The 23,846-nt window shown below is 38.8% G+C and carries 19 protein-coding genes; 12 read left to right on the top strand and 7 right to left on the bottom strand.

Going from position 1 to position 23,846, the window contains the following annotated elements; translation table 11 throughout:
• Window positions 1–148: 148 nt before the first annotated feature.
• The 3 genes from QRD02_RS04730 to QRD02_RS04720 all read left to right on the top strand — a co-directional run bounded on the left by QRD02_RS04730 (window position 149) and on the right by QRD02_RS04720 (window position 4,101).
• Window positions 149–436, top strand: coding sequence for a hypothetical protein (locus tag QRD02_RS04730; protein WP_290253763.1), 288 nt, complete (start codon window positions 149–151; stop codon window positions 434–436).
• A 3-nt stretch (window positions 437–439) separates the two neighbouring features.
• Window positions 440–847 carry a group III truncated hemoglobin gene (locus tag QRD02_RS04725; protein WP_290253762.1) on the top strand — a complete coding sequence of 136 codons (408 nt, stop codon included), beginning with the start codon at window positions 440–442 and terminating at the stop codon, window positions 845–847.
• 62 nt (window positions 848–909) lie between these two features.
• On the top strand, window positions 910–4,101 hold the full coding sequence (locus QRD02_RS04720; protein WP_290253761.1) for a cytochrome c biogenesis protein CcsA: 3,192 nt from the start codon (window positions 910–912) through the stop codon (window positions 4,099–4,101).
• 103 nt (window positions 4,102–4,204) lie between these two features.
• Here the strand turns inward: QRD02_RS04720 and fumC are convergent, their stop codons facing one another.
• Complete coding sequence (fumC, locus tag QRD02_RS04715) at window positions 4,205–5,590, bottom strand: class II fumarate hydratase (RefSeq protein WP_290253975.1); 1,386 nt, start codon at window positions 5,588–5,590, stop codon at window positions 4,205–4,207.
• Window positions 5,591–5,834: 244 nt separating this feature from the next.
• Between fumC and QRD02_RS04710 the strand changes: the two genes are divergently transcribed.
• On the top strand, window positions 5,835–6,008 hold the full coding sequence (locus tag QRD02_RS04710) for a hypothetical protein (RefSeq protein ID WP_290253760.1): 174 nt from the start codon (window positions 5,835–5,837) through the stop codon (window positions 6,006–6,008).
• A gap of 68 nt (window positions 6,009–6,076) precedes the next feature.
• On the opposite strand, the gene QRD02_RS04705 is transcribed toward QRD02_RS04710, so the two are convergent.
• The 3 genes from QRD02_RS04705 to QRD02_RS04695 all read right to left on the bottom strand — a co-directional run bounded on the left by QRD02_RS04705 (window position 6,077) and on the right by QRD02_RS04695 (window position 9,511).
• A complete protein-coding gene (locus QRD02_RS04705; protein ID WP_290253759.1) occupies window positions 6,077–8,590 on the bottom strand; it encodes a TonB-dependent receptor in 2,514 nt (837 codons plus the stop codon).
• Between the two features lie 85 nt (window positions 8,591–8,675).
• Window positions 8,676–9,017: an arsenate reductase (glutaredoxin) gene (arsC, locus tag QRD02_RS04700; protein WP_290253758.1), complete on the bottom strand. Its 342-nt coding sequence runs from the start codon at window positions 9,015–9,017 to the stop codon at window positions 8,676–8,678.
• Window positions 9,018–9,034: 17 nt separating this feature from the next.
• Entirely contained in the window at window positions 9,035–9,511 is a 477-nt protein-coding gene (locus QRD02_RS04695) for a hypothetical protein (RefSeq protein WP_290253757.1), read from the bottom strand.
• Window positions 9,512–9,611: 100 nt separating this feature from the next.
• Between QRD02_RS04695 and QRD02_RS04690 the strand changes: the two genes are divergently transcribed.
• The 5 genes from QRD02_RS04690 (at window position 9,612) to QRD02_RS04670 (ending at window position 16,341) form a co-directional block, all read left to right on the top strand.
• Window positions 9,612–10,346: a hypothetical protein gene (locus tag QRD02_RS04690; protein ID WP_290253756.1), complete on the top strand. Its 735-nt coding sequence runs from the start codon at window positions 9,612–9,614 to the stop codon at window positions 10,344–10,346.
• A 19-nt stretch (window positions 10,347–10,365) separates the two neighbouring features.
• Window positions 10,366–13,128 (top strand): carboxypeptidase-like regulatory domain-containing protein, encoded by a 2,763-nt coding sequence (locus QRD02_RS04685; protein ID WP_290253755.1) that lies wholly within the window; start codon window positions 10,366–10,368, stop codon window positions 13,126–13,128.
• 2 nt (window positions 13,129–13,130) lie between these two features.
• Window positions 13,131–14,339, top strand: coding sequence for a DUF4249 domain-containing protein (locus tag QRD02_RS04680; RefSeq protein WP_290253754.1), 1,209 nt, complete (start codon window positions 13,131–13,133; stop codon window positions 14,337–14,339).
• 2 nt (window positions 14,340–14,341) lie between these two features.
• Window positions 14,342–16,069 carry a hypothetical protein gene (locus QRD02_RS04675; protein WP_290253753.1) on the top strand — a complete coding sequence of 576 codons (1,728 nt, stop codon included), beginning with the start codon at window positions 14,342–14,344 and terminating at the stop codon, window positions 16,067–16,069.
• 98 nt (window positions 16,070–16,167) lie between these two features.
• A complete protein-coding gene (locus QRD02_RS04670; RefSeq protein WP_290253752.1) occupies window positions 16,168–16,341 on the top strand; it encodes a DUF1328 family protein in 174 nt (57 codons plus the stop codon).
• Between the two features lie 215 nt (window positions 16,342–16,556).
• Here the strand turns inward: QRD02_RS04670 and prfB are convergent.
• Window positions 16,557–17,664 (bottom strand): peptide chain release factor 2 gene (prfB, locus tag QRD02_RS04665; RefSeq protein ID WP_290253751.1). Its coding sequence is split into 2 segments (ribosomal slippage): window positions 16,557–17,600 and window positions 17,602–17,664, totalling 1,107 coding nucleotides; the frame shifts between segments, so codons are not numbered across the junction.
• A gap of 119 nt (window positions 17,665–17,783) precedes the next feature.
• Here prfB and QRD02_RS04660 point away from each other — a divergent pair.
• The 3 genes from QRD02_RS04660 to QRD02_RS04650 all read left to right on the top strand — a co-directional run bounded on the left by QRD02_RS04660 (window position 17,784) and on the right by QRD02_RS04650 (window position 19,753).
• The gene (locus tag QRD02_RS04660) at window positions 17,784–18,413 is read left to right on the top strand and encodes a hypothetical protein (RefSeq protein WP_290253750.1); all 630 of its coding nucleotides are present in this window, start codon (window positions 17,784–17,786) and stop codon (window positions 18,411–18,413) included.
• Window positions 18,414–18,417: 4 nt separating this feature from the next.
• Window positions 18,418–19,452 (top strand): threonine aldolase family protein, encoded by a 1,035-nt coding sequence (locus QRD02_RS04655; RefSeq protein WP_290253749.1) that lies wholly within the window; start codon window positions 18,418–18,420, stop codon window positions 19,450–19,452.
• Between the two features lie 61 nt (window positions 19,453–19,513).
• Complete coding sequence (locus QRD02_RS04650; protein WP_290253748.1) at window positions 19,514–19,753, top strand: hexameric tyrosine-coordinated heme protein; 240 nt, start codon at window positions 19,514–19,516, stop codon at window positions 19,751–19,753.
• 37 nt (window positions 19,754–19,790) lie between these two features.
• Here QRD02_RS04650 and QRD02_RS04645 read toward each other — a convergent pair whose 3' ends face one another.
• Together QRD02_RS04645 and QRD02_RS04640 are read right to left on the bottom strand one after the other, a co-directional pair.
• Window positions 19,791–22,565, bottom strand: coding sequence for a gluzincin family metallopeptidase (locus tag QRD02_RS04645; protein WP_290253747.1), 2,775 nt, complete (start codon window positions 22,563–22,565; stop codon window positions 19,791–19,793).
• Between the two features lie 35 nt (window positions 22,566–22,600).
• Window positions 22,601–23,845 carry a T9SS type A sorting domain-containing protein gene (locus QRD02_RS04640; protein WP_290253746.1) on the bottom strand — a complete coding sequence of 415 codons (1,245 nt, stop codon included), beginning with the start codon at window positions 23,843–23,845 and terminating at the stop codon, window positions 22,601–22,603.
• Window position 23,846: the final 1 nt, after the last annotated feature.

Here is a 23,846-nt window from a genome sequence, read left to right as displayed (position 1 = left end):
TAAAATATGGGCTGTTTGGCATTGTAAATTTACACCAATTAAACAAAAGCGCATTTGTGTATAAAAACTCCCCCGATTCACCAATGAATTTTCAGGCTCTATTATACATGAATGAATGAAAATAATTTTTAATAAAATAAATCATAAGATGAAAAATTTATCAATTAAATCCTTAAAAGCCGAATTCGTGCACGATTATTATATGTACGTTCCCCTAACCATAATCCTGAACAGCTGCATTGGTTCAATAGCGGCTATGACCATATTGGCCCAAGGTACCGGACTTATTACGGGCATAGAATTAACTTTGTGTGTTTCCCTGTGCATGGGCTACAATGCCGTATTGCTGGCGGGTTCCAACCGAGGCTTTGCATTTTGGTTATTGGCGCTAAGCTTGTTGAGCAATTTGTTATTGATTTTAATAACTTTGCTATAAAAAATGGGCAAAGGAAAAATTGAAACCCGGGAGGATGTATCATTGCTTGTAAACACATTCTACGGAAAAGTGAGGCAAGACGCGCTTCTCGGGCCTATTTTCAACGGAATAATTACCGATTGGGAAACACACTTGAACCTGCTTACGGATTTTTGGGAAACGAATCTTTTCTTTAAACGAAAATACTTCGGAAACCCGATGCACGCCCACATGGAGGTTGATAAAAAGGTAGGCGGCACAATCAATGAACTTCACTTTGGTACATGGATAAATTTATGGCATGAAACAATTGATGAACTATTTGAAGGCGAAGCCGCCAATATTGCAAAAAACCGCGCCCGGAATATGGGCACCTTTATCCACCTAAATATTTTCAACGCCAGAAATGAAGCCTCGAAAAAGGAGGAATAGTTAACAGATTTCAGTAGTCTAAATGGGCGCAATTCCCTATTTTTGCGCCAAAATTTCCTCTAATGCAAAAAAAGATTGCTTCCGTTCTTTTCTCCACTCGTTTAACTGCCGTTTTATTTATAGTTTTTGCAGTGGCTATGGCCGCCGGAACTTTTATGGATGCCGACTCACAAAGCCCGCCAACACCTTATACCAGAGAACTTATTTACAACGCATGGTGGTTTGAAGCCATTATGCTGCTTTTCGTAATAAATTTTGTCGGTAATATCTTCAGATACAACCTCCACAAACGGGAAATGTGGGCTTCATTGATGCTCCACTTGGCTTTTATTTTGGTGATTGTGGGCGCTTTTGTAACGCGCTACATAGGTTTTGAAGGCATTATGCACATTCGTGAAGGACAGACGGAAAATTCTATACTTTCAGATCAGCCTTATTTGGAAGTATTTATAGATGGGGAATATATGATAGATGGCGTGGCACAGCGCAGAAAGTTGAAGTTAAAAAAACTGCGGCTTTCTGAAAAATTGGACAATACATTTACAATAAATACCGATTATAACGGCCAACCAGTAACTATTGCATACAAAAACTTTATTTCCGGAGCAAAGGAAGGCTTGACGCCCTCTGAAAATGGCGCGGAGTATTTGAAAATTGTTGAATCCGGGGACGGAGAGCGCCACGATCATTGGGTTAAGGTGGGAGAGGTTTCTAACATCCACAACATTCTTTTCGCCATTAACAAACCTACGGAAGGTGCCATAAACATTTCCTATTCCGAAGTTGGAGGATATTCCCTCAAAAGCCCATTTGAAGGAAATTATTTGCGAATGGCAGACCAGGCACAAGGCGAAGTGTTTGCAGATAGCACCCAGCAATTCAATCTTCGTTCACTTTACAGACTAGGCGGTATTTCCTTTGTGGTGCCAGAGCCCGTTACCAAAGGTCAATATGGAATCGTGAAGGCAGGGGAGGGCGAACCCGCAAATCAAGATGCACTTATATTGGAAATTTCATCAAAAAATGAAACTAAAACCGTTGAACTTCTTGGCGGAAGAGGGACAGCAATAAAGCCTATCGAAACAGAAATTGCTGGTCTAAAGGTGTATACAGGCTACGGTTCGGAAAGTATTGAACTCCCGTTCAGTATAACTTTGAATGATTTTATTGCCGAAAAATATCCCGGAACGGAAAAAGGTTATTCATCTTTCAAAAGTAAAGTAACCGTAATAAATGACGACAAAACACATTTTGATGCTGATATTTTTATGAACAATGTTTTGGACCACCAAGGCTACCGTTTTTTCCAATCCGGATTCGACCCCGATGAAGGCGGGACAATTCTCTCCGTAAATCACGATTGGTGGGGAACTTGGATTACTTACATTGGGTATTTCTTCCTTTATATTGGATTAATGGGAATTCTGTTCTTTAAGGGAAGCCGTTTTAAAAATCTTGAAAAAATATTGGATCGAATTAAGAAGAAGAAAGCACAGATGACCCTGCTTTTGCTTTTCGTTTCAATGACCGGATTGGCACAAGTGGCAGAGAAACCGGCCCATTCCGCAGTTCCAAAACAACAAATAGATTCATTGATATTAGCGAATGCAGTAAGCAAGGAACACGCGTCAAAGTTTGGACATTTAATAATTCAGGACAATGGACGGATGAAGCCCATCAACACTTTTGCGAGTGAACTACTTAGGAAAATAAGCCGAAATGACAATTACGAAGGCCTTGATGCAAATCAGGTTTTTATTTCGATGACGGAGTTTCCAAGACTTTGGGTGGAAGTACCGCTTATATATTTAAAACGTGGCAATGACAGTATTCGCCATGTGGCAGGGGTGCCGGAGGGACAAAAGGATATGGCGCTTTTGGATCTTTTTGACCAAAAAGGAAATTATAAATTGGAACCGTTTTTAGAAGCCGCAACGCGTACAGCAAATCCAAATCAATTTCAAAAGGATTTTATAAAGGCGCATGAAAACTTTTCACTTTTGAATGCAGCGCTTAGCGGTAGTATTTTAAAGATTTTTCCGATTCCGGAGGACGAAGGCAACAAATGGGTGTCTTTCCCCGAATTGGGTGAGGCAAATTTAAAGGGAATGGATTCCCTTTACGCAAAAAATATCCTGCCATTATATTTTGATAGTTTAAAGAAGGCTCGGCAAACCGGCGATTATACGCAAGCCGATGAATTTTTGGAAAGCATTACGAATTTTCAGAAAAAATACGGTGCAGAAGTAATGCCTTCTGAAAATAGACTGCGTGCAGAAACCATTTACAACAAAGTGGATATTTTCAATCGGTTGTACAAATATTTTGCTGTCTTTGGCATTTTGATGTTTGTATTTATCATTGCGCAACTTTTTAAGGATCGAAAAATATTGCGGGTACTCATAAAAAGTTCAAAAGTTTTGATGTGGGTGTTTTTCGCATTAATGACACTCGGTTTGGCACTACGTTGGTATGTGAGCGGCCACGCCCCTTGGAGCGATGCCTACGAATCTGTGGTTTACGTGGCTTGGGCTACCGTTTTCTTCGGCCTCTCCTTTGGAAGAAAAAGCGATTTGACCGTTGCCTCCACGGCCTTTGTTGCGGCAATCATTCTTTGGGTGGCGCACGAAAATTGGTTGGATCCTTCCATCGCAAACCTGCAACCGGTTTTGGATAGCTATTGGTTAATGATCCATGTTGCTGTTATTGTAATGAGCTATGGTCCCTTCACACTTGGGATGATGCTGGCGGCGACTTCCTTGTTTTTAATGATTTTTACTACCAAAAATAATTTTAAACGAATGGAGATAAACATAAGCGAACTAACCGTAATTACAGAAATGGCATTGACCGCCGGTTTGGTACTGTTAACAATCGGAAACTTTTTGGGTGGACAGTGGGCCAACGAGAGTTGGGGCCGTTATTGGGGTTGGGATCCAAAGGAAACATGGGCACTTATAAGTATTATGATTTACGCTTTCGTTATCCACGCCAGATTAGTGCCAGGCTTGCGCGGCCGTTGGACCTTCAACGTATTTGCTCTTTTCGCTTATGCTTCCATAATGATGACTTATTTTGGAGTGAATTTCTACCTTAGCGGATTGCATTCCTACGCAAGTGGTGATGCACCCGCCACGCCAACTTTTGTGTGGTACATAACTATTTTTGCGGTGATTTTAAGTATTGTGGCTTATTTTAGGTATAAGAAGTTTTATGGCAAGAAAAGGCACCCTAAATCCCCAAGAGGGAAATAAAAAACCACGAATTCACGAATTTGATTTAAAATAATTCGTGAATTCGTGGCAAAAAATTATAAAACTGAGAATCGTAAATCGAAACTCGTAAGTCGAAAATTTCTTATATCATATCTTCAGGTTTCACCCACGCATCAAATTCTTCCGCAGTGGTATAGCCTAAATTTACAGCTTCCTCTTTTAAAGTAGTTCCGTTCTTATGGGCTGTGTTTGCTATTTCAGCGGCTTTGTAATATCCAATTTTGGTGTTTAGGGCCGTTACCAACATCAAACTGTTATTCAATTGCTTTTTAATTACTTCATAATTCGGTTCAATTCCCTTCGCGCAATGTTCGTCAAAAGAAACACAGGCATCACCAATCAATTGCGCCGATTGCAAAAAGTTGGCCGCCATTACGGGTTTAAAAACGTTTAATTCAAATTGGCCCTGCATTCCGCCGACGGCAATTGCCATATCGTTGCCAATAACCTGCGCACAAACCATCGTCAATGCTTCACATTGGGTTGGGTTTACTTTTCCGGGCATAATGGAAGAACCTGGCTCATTAGCAGGTATGTTGATTTCTCCAATTCCGCTTCTGGGTCCGCTGGCGAGCATTCGTACATCGTTCGCAATTTTATTCAATGAAACCGCCAATTGTTTTAAAGCGCCGTGGCTTTCAACGAAAGCATCGTGTGCGGCAAGTGCTTCAAATTTATTGTTTGCGGTTACGAAAGGCAAACCGGTAAACTTCGAAATGTATTCCGCAACTTTTACATCGTAGCCTTTTGGAGCGTTCAATCCCGTTCCCACTGCAGTTCCGCCTAAAGCAAGCTCGGCCAAATGCGGTAGTGTATTTTTCAACGCTTTAATCCCGTATTCAAGTTGTGCGGCATAACCGCTGAATTCTTGTCCAAGGGTTAGGGGAGTGGCGTCCATAAAATGTGTGCGACCTATTTTCACCACATTTTTGTATTCGTCCGCTTTTTTGGTAAATGTTTTTTGAAGTTGCTCCACCCCGGGAAGCGTAGTTTCAATTAATTTTTTATAAGCCGCAATGTGCATTCCCGTTGGAAAGGTATCGTTTGAGGATTGGCTTTTGTTTACATCATCATTCGGCTGAAGCGTTTTCTCACCCTCGCCAATGCTTTTTCCGGCAAGTTGATGCGCGCGGTTTGCAATAACTTCATTCACGTTCATATTGCTTTGGGTGCCGCTTCCGGTTTGCCAAATTACCAATGGAAATTGGTCATCGTGTTTTCCTTCCAAAATCTCATCGCACACTTTCGCAATAAAATCCCTTTTTTCTTCGGTAAGAACGCCTAATTCACAATTGGTAAAGGCCGCGGCTTTTTTAAGATATGCGAAGCCGTAAATAATTTCCAAGGGCATAGAGGCGCGAGGGCCAATTTTAAAATTTTCAAAAGAACGCTCAGTTTGTGCGCCCCAAAGTTTATCGGCAGGCACTTTCACCTCGCCCATAGTGTCTTTTTCTATTCTATATTGTATTTCGGTTTTCATTTTTTTTCTTCTTTGAGGTCACTTTGATTAGGCAATAATAGCTATCAATTAAAGTGTGTTTATTTTAATTTGGTGTTTATAATTTGGAATATTGAAAGGCAAAGGTAACTAAAAGCCAAAAGTTGTTCAACCCGCACGGCTGTTTATTTGTTGTGAATAAATGGAAAATTTTTGTTGTCTTTTCTCAAAAAAACCTTTTATCTTTGAGGCATCAATTTAAACACGCTACGTTATGTTCACATTTGACCAATATTTAGGATTTTTAGCATTTTTAGCCATTCTTACCATGGGATTTTGGTTAATGATTTTCTTAATGGGAATTCTTCCATATTGGATTGGCGGCTCACTTTATGAAAAATGGAAAATGAAGCGTGAGGAAAAGAAAAGAAAGGAATTGAAATCTTAAACTCAATTTTAAGTTATAGAAAAAGGGAACCATATTGGTTCCCTTTTTTATTGGCAATTAATCACGGTTTAACCTTCAAATCCGCCCTCATCATCATTGCTTCTTTCGGGTCGCTGACGCTGTTTCTTTTGATTGAATCTATAGGTAAACGTCATAGTCACTTGACGTTGTCGCCACTGGAATTCACTTTCACTGGCAAAAGTATCGGTCAACGTAAAGCTGTTCCTTTTTCTTGTGTTGAATAAATCGCTCACATTCAAAGCCAAAGTAGCATTGTCATTGATGATGTCCTTACTCAAAGCCATATCGACGGAAAGTATGCCTTCATATTCCGTTTGTGAATTGTTTGATGGGCCTCTATAAAAGGCATTGGTTTGCCATTCAATTTTGGCGGGAAGTTTCACTTTGCTGCTGAAGCGTCCAAAATAACTTGTGTTTTCGGCGCCGTAATCCACATTGTTGTAGAAGCCTTCCGTTTTAAACTGGTAATAATTGAAACTTCCATTCAGGTTTAGCCATTTCGTGGGGTTATACAGCAAGCCCAACTCAAATCCGTAACGTTGGTTGGTCGATAGGTTGATAGGGAAGGTACGGATAACGGGCACACCGTTACTGGTAACTTCTCCGGTTTCCTCTTGTACTCTTTCAAATGCATCCGTTTCATATTGATAGTAAAGGGAGGTGGTTAAGGTTAATTTTTTCCAACGTTTTAAATACCCCAAATCAAAGGCACTGGCATAAGCAGGATCCAAATCTGGATTACCTTGAAAAACGTTTGCTTCGCTGGAGCGAGAAGGAAAGGGGTTGATAAACCAACTTCTGGGTCTATTGATTCTTTTGTTGTAACCGAGGGTAATATTTTCATTTTCCGCCAATTCATAAGTAAGGTTCACGGTTGGAAAGAAATTTGTATAATTTTTATCAAAGTTTAGATCGAAAGGTACGTCTTGCGTAACATTTTCGGCATCCACTTTTCCTTTCATTTGAGTATTCTCTACCCGAAGCCCTAAGAGAAAAGAGAATTTTCCGAATTTATTGCCGTATTGTGAATATAGCGCATGAACATTCTCATCGTAAATAAATATATTGGACAGACTGTCGTTCCGAACGTAATTGCCCGTAGTGCCAATTTCCTGAAACAGGGTATAATCGGTTGTAGTCTCTTCGAAACTGCCTCTATAACCTGCCTCAAATTGGGCGTTTTCACCAATGGGAAGCACATAATCCAATTGCGCTAAATATTCCTTTTCGTTTTCAATTTGGATTATATCCTCGGAAGGAAGTTCCGTGTTGTTCGGAAATGTTCTTTGGTCGGTTATAAATGAACGTTCCGTTTCCTCACCCCGATCATATTGAAGGTCGGCAGTTAGTTTATGTCCTTTATCATTAAAATTATTATCATAATTCAATGAGAATTGATAGTTGTAGTCATCCTCACTTTCGTTTTCGATCCGTAAAGTGCGTTCTTCCACATTGGAATTGTTGAGGTTTGAGGTTTCATTGATGGTTTCGTCATTTCCATCTCCCTTTCGGTAAAAACCACTGGCGGTAATTGAGGATGAATTTGATATAAAATATTCAATTCCCAAATTGGTATTGAATCCTTTCCCCATCCGGTCATATTGTCTGTTTTCAATTACCTGGTCAAATTGCGGATCAACACTTATAGGATTTCCATTATTGTCCAAAACCGGATTTCCGTTTTCATCCAAAAGCGGACGAGGAAAATAATTATTGTTGAAAAAGGCATTTCCGGGGCCATTTCTATAATAAACTCCGGTGGTATTAAAAATGTTGAACTTATCCGTGCGCAAGTTTATGTTTCCGGAGGCGCTGCTGTTTAGTGGAACGCCCACACTGGTGCTAAGTGAGCCATTCAGTCCTAGTGTTTTTTCCTTTTTAAGAATAATATTCAAAATTCCGGCGGTTCCTTCGGCATCATATCGTGCTGAAGGCGAAGTGATCACTTCAACGCGCTCTATAGCTTCGGCAGGAAGTTGGCGCAAGGCATCGGTTGAACCGAAACCTGCAATTGCCGATGGTTTGCCGTTTATGAGAATGCGCACATTTTCATTTCCGCGTAGCGCTATTGCACCGTCCACATCCACCGTAACGGATGGAACATTGTTTAATGCATCACTAACGGTGGCGCCACCCGCTGTTAGATCTTTTCCGATATTATATATTTTCTTATCGAGACGGATTTGAACTTCCGTTGTTTCGGCTCGGACCACTACCTCGTCCAAACTTGCGGCATCAAGCGCTAGCTTTACCGTGGGCAGCGTAGTGTTTTTATTTAGATTTTGATTTGGAATTTCCTTGGTTTTATAGGAAATGAATTCATATTTAACGGTATAGATTCCCGCCGGCACTTCAATGCTGAAGTTGCCCTGCGTATCCGTAATTCCTCCGGTAACAATTTTACCTTGCCTGTCAATAAAAGAAACAGTTGAGTATTCCAAAGGATAATTGGTGCCTTCTTCAAGAATAGTACCTTTTATGGTAACTTGTTTTTTTTCAGGATTTTGAGCTAACAGAATTGTTGAGGCAAATAAAAACAGAAGAGAGAGTGATAATTTCATTAAAATTTTTAATCAATTTGACCAGCGAAAATAGCCGTGGTTTAATTGAAAACTGTGAAATTTCTGTTAAATAAAAACCTTTGCATTATAAAATATCGAGTACTTTTTCAGGGGGTCTTCCAATTGCTGCGCGGGTTCCGTTTATAGCGATTGGCCGCTCAATTAAAATTGGATGCTTTATCATTGCGGCAATTATTTCTTGGTCTGTTAATACTTTGTCTTTATAGGTTTCTTTCCAAACAGCTTCTTGGGTTCGGACCAGTTCTTTGGGCGTAATTCCCAGTAATGATATAACTTGTTTTAATTCTTGTGTAGAAGGTGGATTTTCAAGATATTTTATAACTTCAATAGTTTCCCCTTTTTCCTCTAATAAATGAAGGGTTTGGCGGGATTTACTGCACCGAGGGTTATGGTAAAGTGTTGTCATTTTTTAAGATTTGCCGTTTAGGATTTTAATTCTTCGAGTTCCAATTTCAAATCATATTGTAAATCTTCGTGCAATGATTCAATTTTTTTTGAAATGAATTCGATTTGCCGGTTATACAGATTTGTAAGTGTTGTATTGCGTTTTATGGATGGTCTGAAATCCTTCAATTTTAGGCAAAAATAAATCAAAAGCGTTACTTCGGTTTCCTTATTTTGGGAATAGCGGATGAATTTCTTTACCTCTCGCAAAATCTTTCTTACACTCTTTTTAATGTAGAAAAAGGTTTTTGAATTGACTGCCTCAAAATCTACATCCATCTGCCTTTTTATACCTTGGACAAACGCTTCCTCATTATCAGATTCAAACAATAAATAGGTAAGCAATTCCTTATTTTCCTTTTTAAATTTTGAGAGGCGGAGGCATAGTTCCAGCAAGTCATTGGAGGAACGATGGTTAAGTTCGGTTTTAATTTCTTTTAGGGAAGCAGCTTTCATAATTTGGATTGGATGTAAAAATACCATTGATATTTAATATTGCCCTATGAATAAGACGTAAATAATTTTTATTGTATTTTTAGAATCGAAAAAATATAAAATGTTATTTATACGAACGGTCCTCCCGCTAATACCTCTGTTTTTCTTTGGCACGGCAACATTCTCCCAAAACAAATCACATGACAAGATTTACAAAACGTATGACAAAATTGTGGGTTTGGAAAACACAGGTTTGTTTAACGGCACCGAATTTACGGACCTGTTTTTAAACACTGACGGCAGTTACAGATATTTTAACGGCTTTGATTATGTAATGGGTTCGGTTACCTACCAAGGCCAATATTATGTGGACGTGTTATTGAAATATGACCTTTTGGAAGACAATTTGTTGACTGTGTCCGATGATAATCTGAGTATTTTCAATGTAAAATTGATTCCGGAATTCGTAGAATCTTTTTCAGTCCACAACCATAATTTCGTTCGACTTTCAACTATAAATCTTGGGTTTTCGGGCAATGGATTTTATGAAATCGCCTATTTGGGAAATACCTATAAATTATATATAAAACGTACAAAAAAGATAAAAGACAATGCCTTAAAAAGTGGCGTACAGTATAGTTTTTCGCCGAATGATTCTTATATCTTAAACAAAGATGGTAGTCATTCCGTGATAAAGTCGGAAAGGGATCTTCGGAAATTGTTGCCCGAAAACGAAGATGAAATCAACAGCTTTTATAAAACATACAAAGTGCTTTATAAATCTGATCCCGACGCGTTTATGATAAAACTTGTGAAATTTTTAGATGGGCTCGAAACCGAAAAACACCAACAATAATTTGAAGTATTTAATTTTTATGCAGCATAAATTATTTGCCTTTGTTCTATTTTTATTTTTCACTTCGGGAATTATCGGGCAAACTGAACAGAACATTTCAATTTCCTTCAACAATACCCCATTGAAGGAGGCGGTTTTACAAGTTGAAACCCTTTCAAACAAAAAATTCTATTTTGACGAAGCTTGGTTAAATGGATATTTTGTTACTAAAGAATTCGAGAGCCAACCACTTCGAAACGTATTAGAGGAAATTTTCAGCAATACAAACATCAACTTTGTATTTGTGGACGGGCGCGTAATTCTTTTGAACAATACTTATGTATATACTGAACTGCCCGCGGACTATTTCAATGAAGAAGACCCGGACAAAAATATAATCCAAGAAAATAATAATGCGCCCATTTTCGAGGAAGAATATTCCGCTCAACAAAACGTACAAAAAAGAAATTTAGTAACCATTGGCAAACAAAGGCCCAATTCGGCTAATAAAACCTATGTGCTAACGGGAATAATAAAAAATGACAAAACCGGGGAGCCTCTCCAAAATCTTTCCATCTCCACAGTTGATAGAAAAAGATATGCTGTAACCGATGCCAATGGCCGTTTTAGCATTCAATTGCCGTATGGCTTGAATGAATTGGAAACAAATCTTTTGGGATTTGAAAGAATCCGACAAGACGTGATTATGTATGGCGATGGCTCGTTGAACCTCAGTTTGCGTGAAAACACCGAATCTTTGGAAGAAGTAGTTGTAAAATCCAAAAAGGATGCAAATGTGCGTGACGCCGTTGTGGGCGTTACAAATATAAATATTGAAGCCATAAAAACAATTCCGTTGGTTTTGGGCGAACGCGATATTCTTAAAGTTGCCACCACAATGCCCGGAATAAAAACCACCGGCGAGGGCTCCAGCGGCTTCAATGTGCGTGGGGGAAGGGCAGATCAAAACCTTATTTTGTTGGATGACGCCGTGCTTTACAACCCTTCACATTTTCTTGGTTTTTTTTCCGCAGTAAATCCATTTACCACTGGCAGTCTGGAAATTTACAAGGCCAGTATTCCCGCAGAATATGGGGGTAGGCTTTCTTCCGTATTTGATATTGAGACCAAAACAGGCGACATGGAAAAGTTCAAAGGCGAAGGATCCGTAGGGCCAATAACCGCGAATCTTGCAGTGGAAGTGCCGCTAATAAAAGAAAAAGCCTCCGTTATTGCTGGATTTAGAGCAACCTACTCCGATTGGATCTTAAGAAGTCTGGATGAAGAGGAATTGAAAAATAGTGAAGCTTCCTTTTACGACGGTATTGTTAAATACAAGCACAATATTAACAGCAACAATTTTATTCAAGGAACTTTTTATTATAGCAAGGACCGTTTCAGCATAACTTCTGATTCTATTTTTAATTATAACAATAGACTAATATCCTTAAAATATGGCCATAATTTTAGTGAAAAAAGTAGGGCAGAGCTGATTTTGGTGAATAGCCAATATAAATATGGAATCAATTATGAAGCGGATGCCAATGAGGATTTTAATTTTGGATACGAACTTAATGAGTACCAGGCAAAATTGAATTTCAATTATAATATTAGTCCGAAGCACAAACTAAGTTACGGCCTAAGCAGCAAATTGTATTCCATAGATCCCGGGGACATTGAGCCGATAGGTACCAATTCCGATGTTGAAGCAAAGACACTTGACCGTGAAAAAGGTTTGGAATCTGCAATTTATTTAGCCGATTTATTTGAGGTGACGGACAAATTACTTTTGGATCTTGGCCTTCGCTATTCCTTTTATTCGGCCCTTGGACCGGCAACGCAAAATGTTTATGCGGAGGGAGTGCCAAAGAGTGAAAGCTCCATTATTGAGGTAAAGGAATTCGACAACAACCAAACTATCAAAACCTATAACGGCCCCGAATATAGATTTTCCGGACGCTATTTGTTGGGGAATGAATTTTCGGTAAAGGCTGGTTTCAACAGGACTATTCAATATTTGCATTTGCTTTCAACCAACACAACGCAGTCTCCCACGGACATTTGGAAACTTTCAGATTTAAACATTGCCCCACAGCGCGCCAATCAATATAGTTTGGGGTTTTTCAAAAATCTTTCCGGAAAGGATTTGGAATTCAGTATTGAAGGCTATTACAAAACTATGGACGATTTGTTGGACTATAAAATTGGCGCACAGTTAGTAATGAATGAAGATCTGGAAACCGAGCTACTGCAAGGGGAAGGAAAAGCTTACGGAGTGGAGTTTTTGGTTAAAAAGAACTCTGGGCGATTCAACGGATACTTGGGCTACAGCTTTTCACGCTCGTTAGTGAAGCTGGACAGCCAACTAATGCAGGAACGTGTGAACAACGGTGAATTTTTTTCCGCAAACTATGATAAGCCACACGATTTCTCCATGGTTGCAAATTACAAATTGACAAAGCGTTTTAGTTTTTCGGGGAATTTTACTTATCAAACCGGGCGCCCGATAACCTATCCAATTGGCAGATATGTTTTTGCGGGAGAGGAGCAGGTACTGTACAGTGACCGTAACCAATACCGAATCCCCGATTATTTCCGATTGGATTTAGGAGTTAATATTGAAGGCAACCACAAGTTGAATAAACTCGCGCACAGCTTTATCAATATTTCCGTTTATAATGTTTTGGGAAGAAACAATCCATATTCGGTATTTTTTGTGAATGAACAAGGGCAGATAAAGGCCTATCAAACTTCAATATTTTCTGTTCCAGTGCCAACCATAACGTATAACTTTAAGTTTTAAGGATGATGAGGACTAAAATTTTAATTACCGTTTTACTTGGAATATTTATTTCAAGCAGTTGCACCGAACCCTATGAAATAGAAGCAGTGGACTATGAAAATGTTTTGGTGGTGGAAAGCACAATTACTGACGAATTAAAACCTCAGATTGTAAAATTAAGTAGAACATCACCTCTTGAAAATACAGATATTTTAGTGGAAAATGGTGCCACCGTCACAATTGAAGGAAATAACGGCGAAAATTTTTCATTTTCCCAGAATAACATTTCCGGATATTATGTTTCGAACCAAGAATTCCGTGCGCAACCAAATGTGGCCTACACGCTACAAATTGTTACCAGCGATGGAAAACGCTATTCTTCCTCAACCGTTGTTTTACCGCCTGTTGTTGAAATGGATCAGGTTTACACCGAACCCATTATTGATGCCACTGAAAATAAAGATGGCGTTCAAGTTTTGGTCAATACCGAAGATCCAACGGGCAATGCAAAATATTTTAGATATGAGTATGAAGAAACTTATAAAATTACGGCTCCCAACCCATCATCTTTTAGCACGGAAATTATTAATTATAACCTAAGCACTGGCACCTATGACGTGATACTTACCCCACGGGAACCGGAAGAAATTTGTTTTTCAACAGAAACTTCCACAGGAATAACCCAAACCTCCACAACGGAGCTCAATGAAAATAAAGTTTTCAGGTTTCCGGTTCGCTACCTTTCTCGATTTGACCCAAAAATCCAGACCCGTTATAGTATTTTGGTAAAGCAATATGCGCAAAGTGTGGAAGCTTATACATTTTATAAAATAGTAAAAGAACTGGGAAGCATTGGCAGCCTACTTTCGCAGGGCCAACCTGGCTATGTAGCTGGAAATATGGTTGCCCACGCCAATCCGGATGAAAAGGTGCTCGGTTTTTTTGAGGCTTCTTCAACAACTTCGGAACGGCTTTACTTCAACTATGAAGATTTTGGGTTTAGGAAACCTCCATATTTTGTGGATTGTGAAGTAATGATTTTAGATTATCTAGACAACACAACCTTGGATGATGATCCCAATGAACGGGAAACATTCTATTATTTGGTTACTTCTAAAAACTACCAAGTTATTCGGTTGGCACAAGGCACACTCTATACAGTGGTACAACCAGAATGCAGCTTGTGCACCTCGTTTTCATCAAATGTACAACCCGATTTTTGGGAAGATTGATTATGGCAAATAAAATAATTTTTATCGTGTTTATTTTTTTTGGTTTGGCAGCAATGGGCCAAATTCCAAAGAATAATTTAAGTGAAGACGTTACGGTGTTTCCTGAAGAGAAAGTGAGTCTTACTATTAATTCAAATATATTGTTGGCAGGAGAGGCACTTCAATATAAGGCATTCATACTTGACGGCGCTGCCCAAAAAAGCAAACTCAGCAAAATAGTGTATGTTTCTTTGCGTAACAAGATGGATTCCGTAGTATTCAGCCATAAATTAAAGGTCGAAAACGGATCCGCAAATGGCGACTTCTTTATTCCATCCACATTGAAGACGGGTGATTATCGCTTGATTGGCTACACTAATTTTTCACGAAATAATACTAAAGATTCTTATACCCACGAGCGAATATTCATTTTAAATAGTTTTATTAAACAAGCCCCCGCGGCGAAATCCGCAGATACGGTAAGGTTGAATTTTGCGCCAAATGAACTCGAAAAACCTATTGAAAAAAATGCAGAATCTGGCTTCATCAAAATTACAACCGATAAAAATTACTATAACCTCCGCGAGAAGGTGAAACTTAGGTTGGAAAACCTTTCAGGAAACACTGTGGATGATTTTGTTCTTTCTGTGAGAAAAGTAAATCCTATAAAAATTCCAGAAAATGGCATAAAAGAAATTGCCCCACAACCCTTGGAAATTTTTTACATTCCCGAGATTCGCGGGGAAATTATTTCAGGTGTAGTAATTTCAAAAAATGATGGAAAACCTGTGGCCAATAAACAGGTTTCCCTCACAATTCCCGGAAAGGATTTTATTTTTAAATTGGCCAGAAGCAATCAAAATGGTAGGTTTTTCTTTTCAATAGCTGAAGCGTATGAGGCTGAAAAAAGCATGGTTCAACTAATTGATGAAGATTTAAAAACGGCTAATTACATTATAGTTATGGATGAGAAAGATTTCCGTCTGGATTCTTCCGAATCCAAATATTTAAAACTGGATACCGAATTGAAAAATTGGCTCCAAGAGCGAAGCGTGCAAGTTCAGGTAGAGAATGCATATTTCAATATAAAAAAAGATAGTATTTTAAGCCACGACCCGAACCCCGACTTTTTTGATAATCTGGGAACTGTTTATATATTAGATGATTATACCCGTTTCCCCTCCGTAAGGGAAACATTTGTGGAAGTCATTACCTTAGCCGCCATTCGCGGAAGCGGTGAAAACGCTAGGTTTTCGGTGAACAATACGTACAATCCAAATGGTATTGCAAAATTCAACGATATTCCGCCTTTGGTACTTATGGATGGTCTTCAGATTCAAAATAATGAAGAATTGATAGACTACAATCCGCGTGAAATTAAGAGCATAAGAGTTATTAACCAGCCTTACCGTTATGGCCCGAAGATATATAGTGGTATAATTTCAGTGTTAACCAAAAGTGGAACATTTTTTACCGCTCAGCCGAACTACAGTACGGAAATAAATTTATCTGCTACTGAAAGAATTAAAAAACTATATTTTACAGATTATGGTAATAACGCTTCATTGGCCCGAATTCCCGATTATAGAGTTCAATTGCTTTGGCAACCAAAACTTTTTTTAAAGAATTCGCAGAGCATAGGATTTTATACATCAGACGTTGCAGGAACATATCAAATTGCGCTAGAGGGATATAACAATGAAGGTTTATATATAAGTTCCACAGCGTATTTCACAGTGCAAACAAATTAATGTTTTGGGTTAAAGTATTTTCCGGTTATGTTAAAGTAATGTAAAAAAATGCTTTAATTTTATTCCGAATTAAAACAACTAAAACCAAACTCCTCCCTATGCTTCACTGGAAAGCCACCTATATTATTTTGGCCATTGTTTTCGGAGTTGTTGGTTTTATTGGCATAGGCGATGGGGAATTGGAACCAGCTAAATATATATGTGGCATTTTTATCTTGTTGTTACTGATATTTTGGGCCACTGATTTTTTGGGAAGAAAAAAACGAAGCTGAAAATTTTTGTTAAAGTTGTTTAAGTAGCACTTCTCTTTATTGAGTTTTTTTTATCTTTATATCACTATCATATCGGGGTGCTTAAGTTTAAACAGCTGAGAATATACCCGCAAAACTTCGAAACGGATAATGCCAGCAGAAGGAATATGATTTGCAAAGGGAACTAAGATTTTTTCAAATCTTGTTCCCTTTGTTTTTTTATTCATATTACCGCTTTACAGCTCGTTCTTTTTTTCTTTCTGCCCAGTCATCATCAAATAAGCTTTTAAGAAGCCATCAATTTCACCGTCCAGCATAGCATCAGTGTTTCCTGTTTCGTGACCGGTGCGTACGTCTTTAACCAATTTATACGGGTGCAGAACATAGTTGCGAATTTGCGAACCCCATTCAATGGCAAGTTTACTATCCTCAATTTCTGCCCGTTGTGCCAATTGCTTTCGCAATTCAATTTCATAAAGCTGTGATTTCAACATCTGCATCGCCTTCTCACGGTTGTCCAGTTGGCTTCGTGTTTCACTGTTGTGTATCACGATACCGGTAGGGTGGTGGGTAAGGATGGCCTTGGTTTCAACTTTGTTTACGTTTTGGCCGCCAGCACCGCTACTTCTTGCGAAATCCCAGGAAATATCAGCAGGGTTTATTTCAATTTCAATGGTATCATCCACTAACGGATAAACATACACACTGGCAAAGCTGGTGTGGCGTTTTGCGTTGCTATCAAATGGAGAAATACGTACCAATCGGTGCACGCCATTTTCACTTTTTAGCCATCCAAAGGCAAATTCACCTTCAATTTCAAGGGTTACCGTTTTCACGCCAGCCACATCGCCGGCTTGAAAGTTTAGTTCCTTTACTTTATAATCATTTTTTTGTGCCCACATTAAATACATCCGCATCAACATTTGCGCCCAATCACAGCTTTCAGTGCCTCCGGCGCCAGCTGTTATTTGCAGTACGGCACTCATATCATCGCCTTCTTCGCCCAACATATTTCGGAATTCAAGAGCTTCAATAGCGTTTGTTGCTTTCTTAAATTCGGCGTCTACATTTTCTGCTGTGCCTTCGCCTTCTTTATAAAATTCAAGTAGGATTTCAACTTCCTCCGTAAGATTTTTAGCAGTTTCAAAATCTGATACCCATTTCTTTTTGGTTCGAAGTTCCTTCATAAAAGCTTCTGCCTCACGCGGATTGTTCCAAAAATTGGGATCGAATGTTTTTTCTTCGTCGTTTGTGATTTCTATATTTTTGCCGGCAATGTCAAAGATAGCGCCTCAAGGCATCTAGCCGCACCTTAAGGTCTTTGATTTGGTCTGTTGTGGTCATAACTGGGTAAGAATTTGCGCAAAAATACTATTAACTTCGTGAGACGGAATAAATTTTCGGCTAATTTTATGCTTTTTTAAGAATTGGTCCATAAAAAGAATTGGCCGCAAAACCTTTATATGAAAAAATATATCCTTGTATCCTTCATTTTTATTTCCTTCATGGGATTCGCCCAAAATGATGAAACTTTTGTTGATGCACTGGTGAACCAAAAATTGGCGGAACTAGAAATGCAGCAACATCCAGAATATTTTCTAAGAAAAAATTATTGCGAAGGAAACGTTCAAATGTTTGTAATGCCTAACGGAAAACACTGTGCTTCAAAAGGCACCTATTATTCGGTATTTGTTTTTTGGAAGGAAGGGGAAGATGTTATGAAAGTACAGAAATTTGACAATTGTGGAAAATTCGCTCCAATTCCAATTGCGATGGGCAAGAACATAAAAAAAATTCTAAAGGATAAGGAAACCTTAAAAACAGAAGAAGTAAAGCCATTCAAAAGTGAAAAAGTTGATGAAAATGCCTTTGATAATATGTCCGTTACTTCTTGCCATACAGCGTATAAATTTGTCTTGGCGCAGGAGGTGATCGAAAAGTGGTTTTCGGAATTTGACCTCACCAACAGCTCTAAAAACAAAAACGTAAATGCGGACCACAACAAATCCTTGTTGATAATAAAACTTGACAAAGATCTTTCCGAAATGATAAAGCATTTTGAAGAAACCGGCACCTTTGTGCGCCAAAATTAAGTATATGATTATAGATTTAAGAAGTGATACCGTAACCCGTCCAACTCCGGGAATGATGGAGGCAATAATGCAGGCAAAGGTTGGCGATGATGTTTACAAAGAAGACCCAACTGCCAACGAACTTGAACATAAATTGGCGCAAATGTTCGGAATGGAAGAGGCACTTTTCTTCCCAACCGGAAGTATGGCAAATCAGGCAGCCATAAAAATGCATACCCAACCCGGCGAGCAGTTGATTGCGGACAAATGGGCCCACGTGTTTAATTACGAAGGTGGTGGCGTTTCCTTTAATAGTGGGGTTTCCTGCAAATTGGTTAACGGGCATCGAGGTATGATAACCGCTACCCAAGTTGAAGAGCATATCAACCCGCCGGATTTTTACCACAGTCCACTAACCAGTCTGGTATGCTTGGAGAACACTACCAATAAAGGAGGTGGCGCCTGTTATGATTTTTCTGAAATTGAAAAAATCCGTGCTGTGTGTAATAAACATGCGCTCGGATTACATCTGGATGGAGCAAGAATTTGGAATGCACTTGTGGCAAAAAATCAGGATCCAAAGCAATACGGAGAAGTTTTTGATACTATTTCCGTTTGTCTAAGCAAGGGTTTGGGAACTCCTTTGGGCAGTGTGTTGATAGGAAAAGCGCAAATAATGAAAAAAGCCATGCGCGTTCGTAAAGTGTTGGGGGGCGGTATGCGACAGATTGGTTTTATGGCTGCTGCGGGAATTTACGCTTTGGAAAATCATTTGGACCGCTTGGCCGTAGACCATAAAAAGGCATTGGAGATTGCGGCAGACCTACAAAAACTCGAATACATAAAAAGCGTCGAGCCCACAGAAACCAACATTGTTATTTTCTATTTATCCGACGATATTTCAGAGGAAAAATTTGTGAATGCCTTATCTCAGAAAAATATTAAAATTAGCACCATGGGTCAAGGCAAAATGCGAATTGTAACGCATTTGGATTATACGGATATTATGCACGAGAATTTTCTCGAAACTTTAAATGCTTTTTCCATTTCCGATTTTTGACGTTGTTTTTCGAAATTGGATTGTTTAATTTTAAAGTTTATAGTTTAAAAAATTCAAAATTATGTCTAGTCCTGTTCAATTAATTCCGAATAATTCGCTTATAACCAATTCCCCGGAAGAAGGTCGGCAACTTGCCGTAAAAATGGCGCGTTTAATAATTAAAGCTACACAACCCGATGCATCGGTCAGGGAAAAGCTCCGTACCATTTATGCCGAAGATGCGGCAATGCTTATTGCCATAGGGCAAGTAGTTGCAACTGAATTTGCAACAATTGCTGCCGCCAATAATTATTGGAAATAGAATGAGAAAATTTTATTTACGAAATTTTCGGAACTTTTCAATACCATCTTCTCGTAAAAAGGCCCAAAAGCGTTTTGGGGCTTAAGGTAACGATAAACCGTACTTTCTCGTCATAATGCGGCAAATTGGGCTCGAAGCCTAAACTGGAATAAATAGGAAAATAGAGCTCAAAATAATCGGCTACCAGACTTAGCCGTATGCCACTATCAAAAACTGCATTGGTGCCGCGACCTTTATTGTGGACCAAACCTACATCGCCATAGGCATAGATCCATTTCCAAATATTCGTACTGGCATTTACAGTGGCTATCCAACTATTGGCATAGGCTGGTTCCAATTGCGATTTGAACCCTCCTTCGGCTATAATCAATTGTTGGCTAAAAAGACCAGAATCCTCGCTCCGACCGTAATAATTATAGTCAAAAAGATAATCATTTGGCCTATCCAGTGCAAAACTGAAAAAATCCTCATCTTCACGGGTATCATTAAAAAGAAAAGTACCGGCAAAAAAACGGAGATTCAATTGTCTGTTGCTCAAAAACAATTTGCGATACTCAAGATTAACGGAAAGCTTACTGAATTTTGAGGATATTTCATAATCCACCACTCCCTTAAAATAGTTTATAAGATTTGGATTGGAATAAACATACTGCAAATTAAAGACACTGTAGTTCGGTTCCTGCTCAGGGTTGTTCGGGTCTTCATCCTGATACACGTTCACATTTCTAATGTTTATGAATTGCTTTTCATTGTTTCGCAAATCGTCATTTCTGAAGGCAAAAGTAATGTATGGCGTATAGCGTTTGTAAAAAAGTCCACGATCATACGAATAATAATTTCCTGAAAATCCATAACGCATAGAATATAATTTTCCTTCTTCAATACTTTGGGTGTAGCTTATAGAGGCGCGGCCCACAAGGGTTTCTGATCTAAATCCAAATTGTGGTTCCAAGCTATAATGTACAGCCTTTGGCAACACTGTTTTATTGTATAGTCGAATACCTGCAGATATGCCATCATATAGATTATATTCAAAAATCGGCATAAAGAAAAATTGGGTATAATTTGGATCCTCCACATCCTGGAAAAGTCTGAATTGTATTGGTTTATTTAAAAGGCCATGAATGGACTTAAAGTTATTTCTGCGGTTGTATTCAGGGATTTCGCCCTCATAATTCAACGCCAATTTCCGAATGTTTTCTGAAGGAATGGTGATAGAGGATACGCTATCAATGGGCGCTGTCCAGGTTTTATACACAATGCCGTTTTTATCAAGGCCATATAAAGAAATAGGGAGCTGCGTATTCCTATTATTTTTAATGAATACCTCCAAAGAATCACCTTTTTGTTCCACCTTTTTTATTTTGAAATCAATGGTCTCGCGAGTGTCAATAAAATCTTCGAAAAACCAATTGATGGGACGGGTGGTCCTTGTCTCTAAAAATTCCTGAAAATCTGAGGAATTTATAGGTTTCAATCTATTTTCAGCGTAAAATTCCTTAATGCTGGTGTCCATCACATCGCCCCCTAAAAAATCATCCAAGTATTTTAAACCGCTCGCCCCGTAATATCCAGTGGCAATATTCATGTTGAATTTCAATAAGCTATCCTTTGGAGTGGTAAGGGATTGATGAATGTTCGCCCGCGCCATATTCATATAAAGCATTGGATATTGATCATTAAATTCAAGGTCGGCCAAATGAGCCCATCTAATGATCCACCAATTGCTCAAATTACCAATCATCTTCATTTTTGGGTAATAGGTATCCACGTAATCCATCATTAAATAAATCTGCAGCGCATCCTGCAGCCAAAAATCATTTCTGGAATTGAGAATTAGGGTGTTGTCTATATAATGCCGGGCAATGGTTTTTAGCTGTTCCATGTCATATTCAAAACCATCGGGAAAAGGACTGATAAAACTTGGCAATTGGTTAAGTCCGTACACGGGATTGGTTTTGTAATCCGTTTCGCTAATAACCATTTTTTGGAACGGATAAGGCCCAAGCTTCGAATCCAGAAACCGGACCACCCGATCTACCATCAATGCCTGTACTGGCGGATTTACCTTACTGTTTTCGAGATTGGTCACTACGGTCAGTTTGTCGGTTTCAATGTTTTCGAAGGACGGATTTTGTTCAATATATAAAACTGCCCTTGTTCGCTCCATTCCTTCAAGAAGAATATCTTTCGTCTTCTCTGAAATATTTTCGGAAACCACATCAAAATCTGAAGTAACAGAATATTCCCTGGGCACATGCAACGAAATGAAAAACGATGAGGGTGCCATATATAAATCATCGAGGTTCTTGTTGCTATAAACTTGCCATTCGCCATTAAACACAGCGGGTGCCATATACCAATAGCGCAATTTATAGTCACTGAGGTTGTTCACGCCGAAACGCGTAAAACGGTCATTCGGCACCTTGATTATATATTCTAAATTAAAGGTATAACTTTCACCCGGATTCAAGGGAATTTCCGGAATAATGCGAAGTATATCCACCGCGTTGCCCCGTTGCCATTGCAAAGGAACAATGGCAGTGTCATAAATTTTTACGATGGTTGTTCCGCCGCGATCTTCATCTTTTTCAAAATGGAAGGAGCTATCGTAATTTTCAGAAAATCGCTTAGCCAGCGGCGTTGTTTTGGATGAAAAACTGTTTGCCCAATCAAAAAGGAAAATTTCATTAAGCGTTTCCTCAGAGGTATTTTTATAGGTAATCTGCTGTTTTATCGCAATAGTTTTTTCCGATGGATTCAACGTAGCATCTATTTTTAAGATATGCTGCGCCATTGCATGATGCGACAAACAAAGGAAAATGCTATATAAAATAATTCGGGCTATCAAAAAGTTTTAAGAAATTTAAAAGTCTGTGAAGCTGGAAGGTTTGTCTTCAAATAATAAATACCATTTGAAAGTTGGCTGACATTGATGGATTTAAATTCAGAAATGTCTAAAGTGGATTCCAAAAGTTTTTGTCCGAGAACATTGTAAATTTCAAACGAAACTTTCCCCGAAAAATTTGAATTGGTACGAAAATTCAGTTTGTCCGTGACTACGGTATTTTCAAGTTCAATGGGTAAAGTTGCAATAAAATCATCAATATTTAAAACAATTTGTTTGTTGGTTTGAAGGTTCATTACAATAGGAAGATGGTCACTCATATTGTAAAGATTGTTGCGCAGGGTTTGCCCGAAATCTCCAAAACAGTCCGGGCTATTTATGCTATTGTCATAACAATTGCCGTTGTTGCCGAAGGATTTGTAACTATCTGCGATGTAGTTTAATTTCGGGTCATTCTGCATATTTTCGGAAATTACAATGAAATCAAAACGATCATCCAGTCCGCCACCGGCTCCCGCTCCAAAGGGACCGGAGCTAATCCGCGTACTTTGGGTATGGATATCCTGAAAATTTATGTTGTTGTTCCAAGAGCCCGGACTATTGATAGGATCCACCATTACAATTGCATTTGTAGGGTCCAAAAGCTCTATATATGCAGGTTCGCTTGCTGTGTATAAATTAAAATCACCAGCGAATATTACGAATGCATTGGGATCCAAGCTTTCTAATCTATTGGTGAACTCTTGCACCATTTCAAGCCGCAACTGTTTGTTAGCGGTTCCTGTACTGGATTTTAAATGGGTAACAAAAATCTCAAAAAGAACTGGATCTGCCTGTTGATCTGCAGTACTCAGTTTCAGCGTATAATGGTTAATATCGCGGACCGGAGTGGGCAAAACTTCGGTGGCTGCCAAAGAAAACATTCCTTTTCTATAGAAAATAAGTTGTTGGTGGTCGGGATCTCCGGACTGACTTGGTTCAAAGGGTGCCATAACATAATTGTTTCCCTCATCATTCAAGGCGGTATTCAGAATAAGATTTGCACCAGCTTCGGTTTCCAATTCACAAATCATAAAAATATCGGGCTCGTATTCATCAAGTATGTCCTTAAGAATTTCTGCACGGTTTGGTGGAAATGCCGATGGAAATTCCAACAAATTATATACCATTGTTTTTATGGTTTCCTGCGCGCTTAGCGATAAGGAAATAAAAACTATAGCAAGGGTTAGTATTTTTTTAAACATT

Source organism: Aequorivita aurantiaca (genome assembly GCF_030410135.1).
Classification (GTDB): Bacteria; Bacteroidota; Bacteroidia; order Flavobacteriales; family Flavobacteriaceae; genus Aequorivita; species Aequorivita aurantiaca.
This window is presented reverse-complemented; position numbering and strand designations above follow the sequence as displayed.

Excerpts from the sequence above, each read along its gene's own strand:
- QRD02_RS04730 (WP_290253763.1), top strand. The coding sequence starts at position 149 with ATGAAAAATTTATCAATTAAATCCTTAAAAGCCGAATTCGTGCACGAT.
- QRD02_RS04725 (WP_290253762.1), top strand. The coding sequence starts at position 440 with ATGGGCAAAGGAAAAATTGAAACCCGGGAGGATGTATCATTGCTTGTA.
- QRD02_RS04720 (WP_290253761.1), top strand. The coding sequence starts at position 910 with ATGCAAAAAAAGATTGCTTCCGTTCTTTTCTCCACTCGTTTAACTGCC.
- QRD02_RS04710 (WP_290253760.1), top strand. The coding sequence starts at position 5,835 with ATGTTCACATTTGACCAATATTTAGGATTTTTAGCATTTTTAGCCATT.
- QRD02_RS04705 (WP_290253759.1), bottom strand. The coding sequence starts at position 8,590 with ATGAAATTATCACTCTCTCTTCTGTTTTTATTTGCCTCAACAATTCTG.
- arsC (WP_290253758.1), bottom strand. The coding sequence starts at position 9,017 with ATGACAACACTTTACCATAACCCTCGGTGCAGTAAATCCCGCCAAACC.
- QRD02_RS04695 (WP_290253757.1), bottom strand. The coding sequence starts at position 9,511 with ATGAAAGCTGCTTCCCTAAAAGAAATTAAAACCGAACTTAACCATCGT.
- QRD02_RS04690 (WP_290253756.1), top strand. The coding sequence starts at position 9,612 with ATGTTATTTATACGAACGGTCCTCCCGCTAATACCTCTGTTTTTCTTT.
- QRD02_RS04685 (WP_290253755.1), top strand. The coding sequence starts at position 10,366 with ATGCAGCATAAATTATTTGCCTTTGTTCTATTTTTATTTTTCACTTCG.
- QRD02_RS04680 (WP_290253754.1), top strand. The coding sequence starts at position 13,131 with ATGATGAGGACTAAAATTTTAATTACCGTTTTACTTGGAATATTTATT.
- QRD02_RS04675 (WP_290253753.1), top strand. The coding sequence starts at position 14,342 with ATGGCAAATAAAATAATTTTTATCGTGTTTATTTTTTTTGGTTTGGCA.
- QRD02_RS04670 (WP_290253752.1), top strand. The coding sequence starts at position 16,168 with ATGCTTCACTGGAAAGCCACCTATATTATTTTGGCCATTGTTTTCGGA.
- QRD02_RS04660 (WP_290253750.1), top strand. The coding sequence starts at position 17,784 with ATGAAAAAATATATCCTTGTATCCTTCATTTTTATTTCCTTCATGGGA.
- QRD02_RS04655 (WP_290253749.1), top strand. The coding sequence starts at position 18,418 with ATGATTATAGATTTAAGAAGTGATACCGTAACCCGTCCAACTCCGGGA.
- QRD02_RS04650 (WP_290253748.1), top strand. The coding sequence starts at position 19,514 with ATGTCTAGTCCTGTTCAATTAATTCCGAATAATTCGCTTATAACCAAT.
- QRD02_RS04640 (WP_290253746.1), bottom strand. The coding sequence starts at position 23,845 with ATGTTTAAAAAAATACTAACCCTTGCTATAGTTTTTATTTCCTTATCG.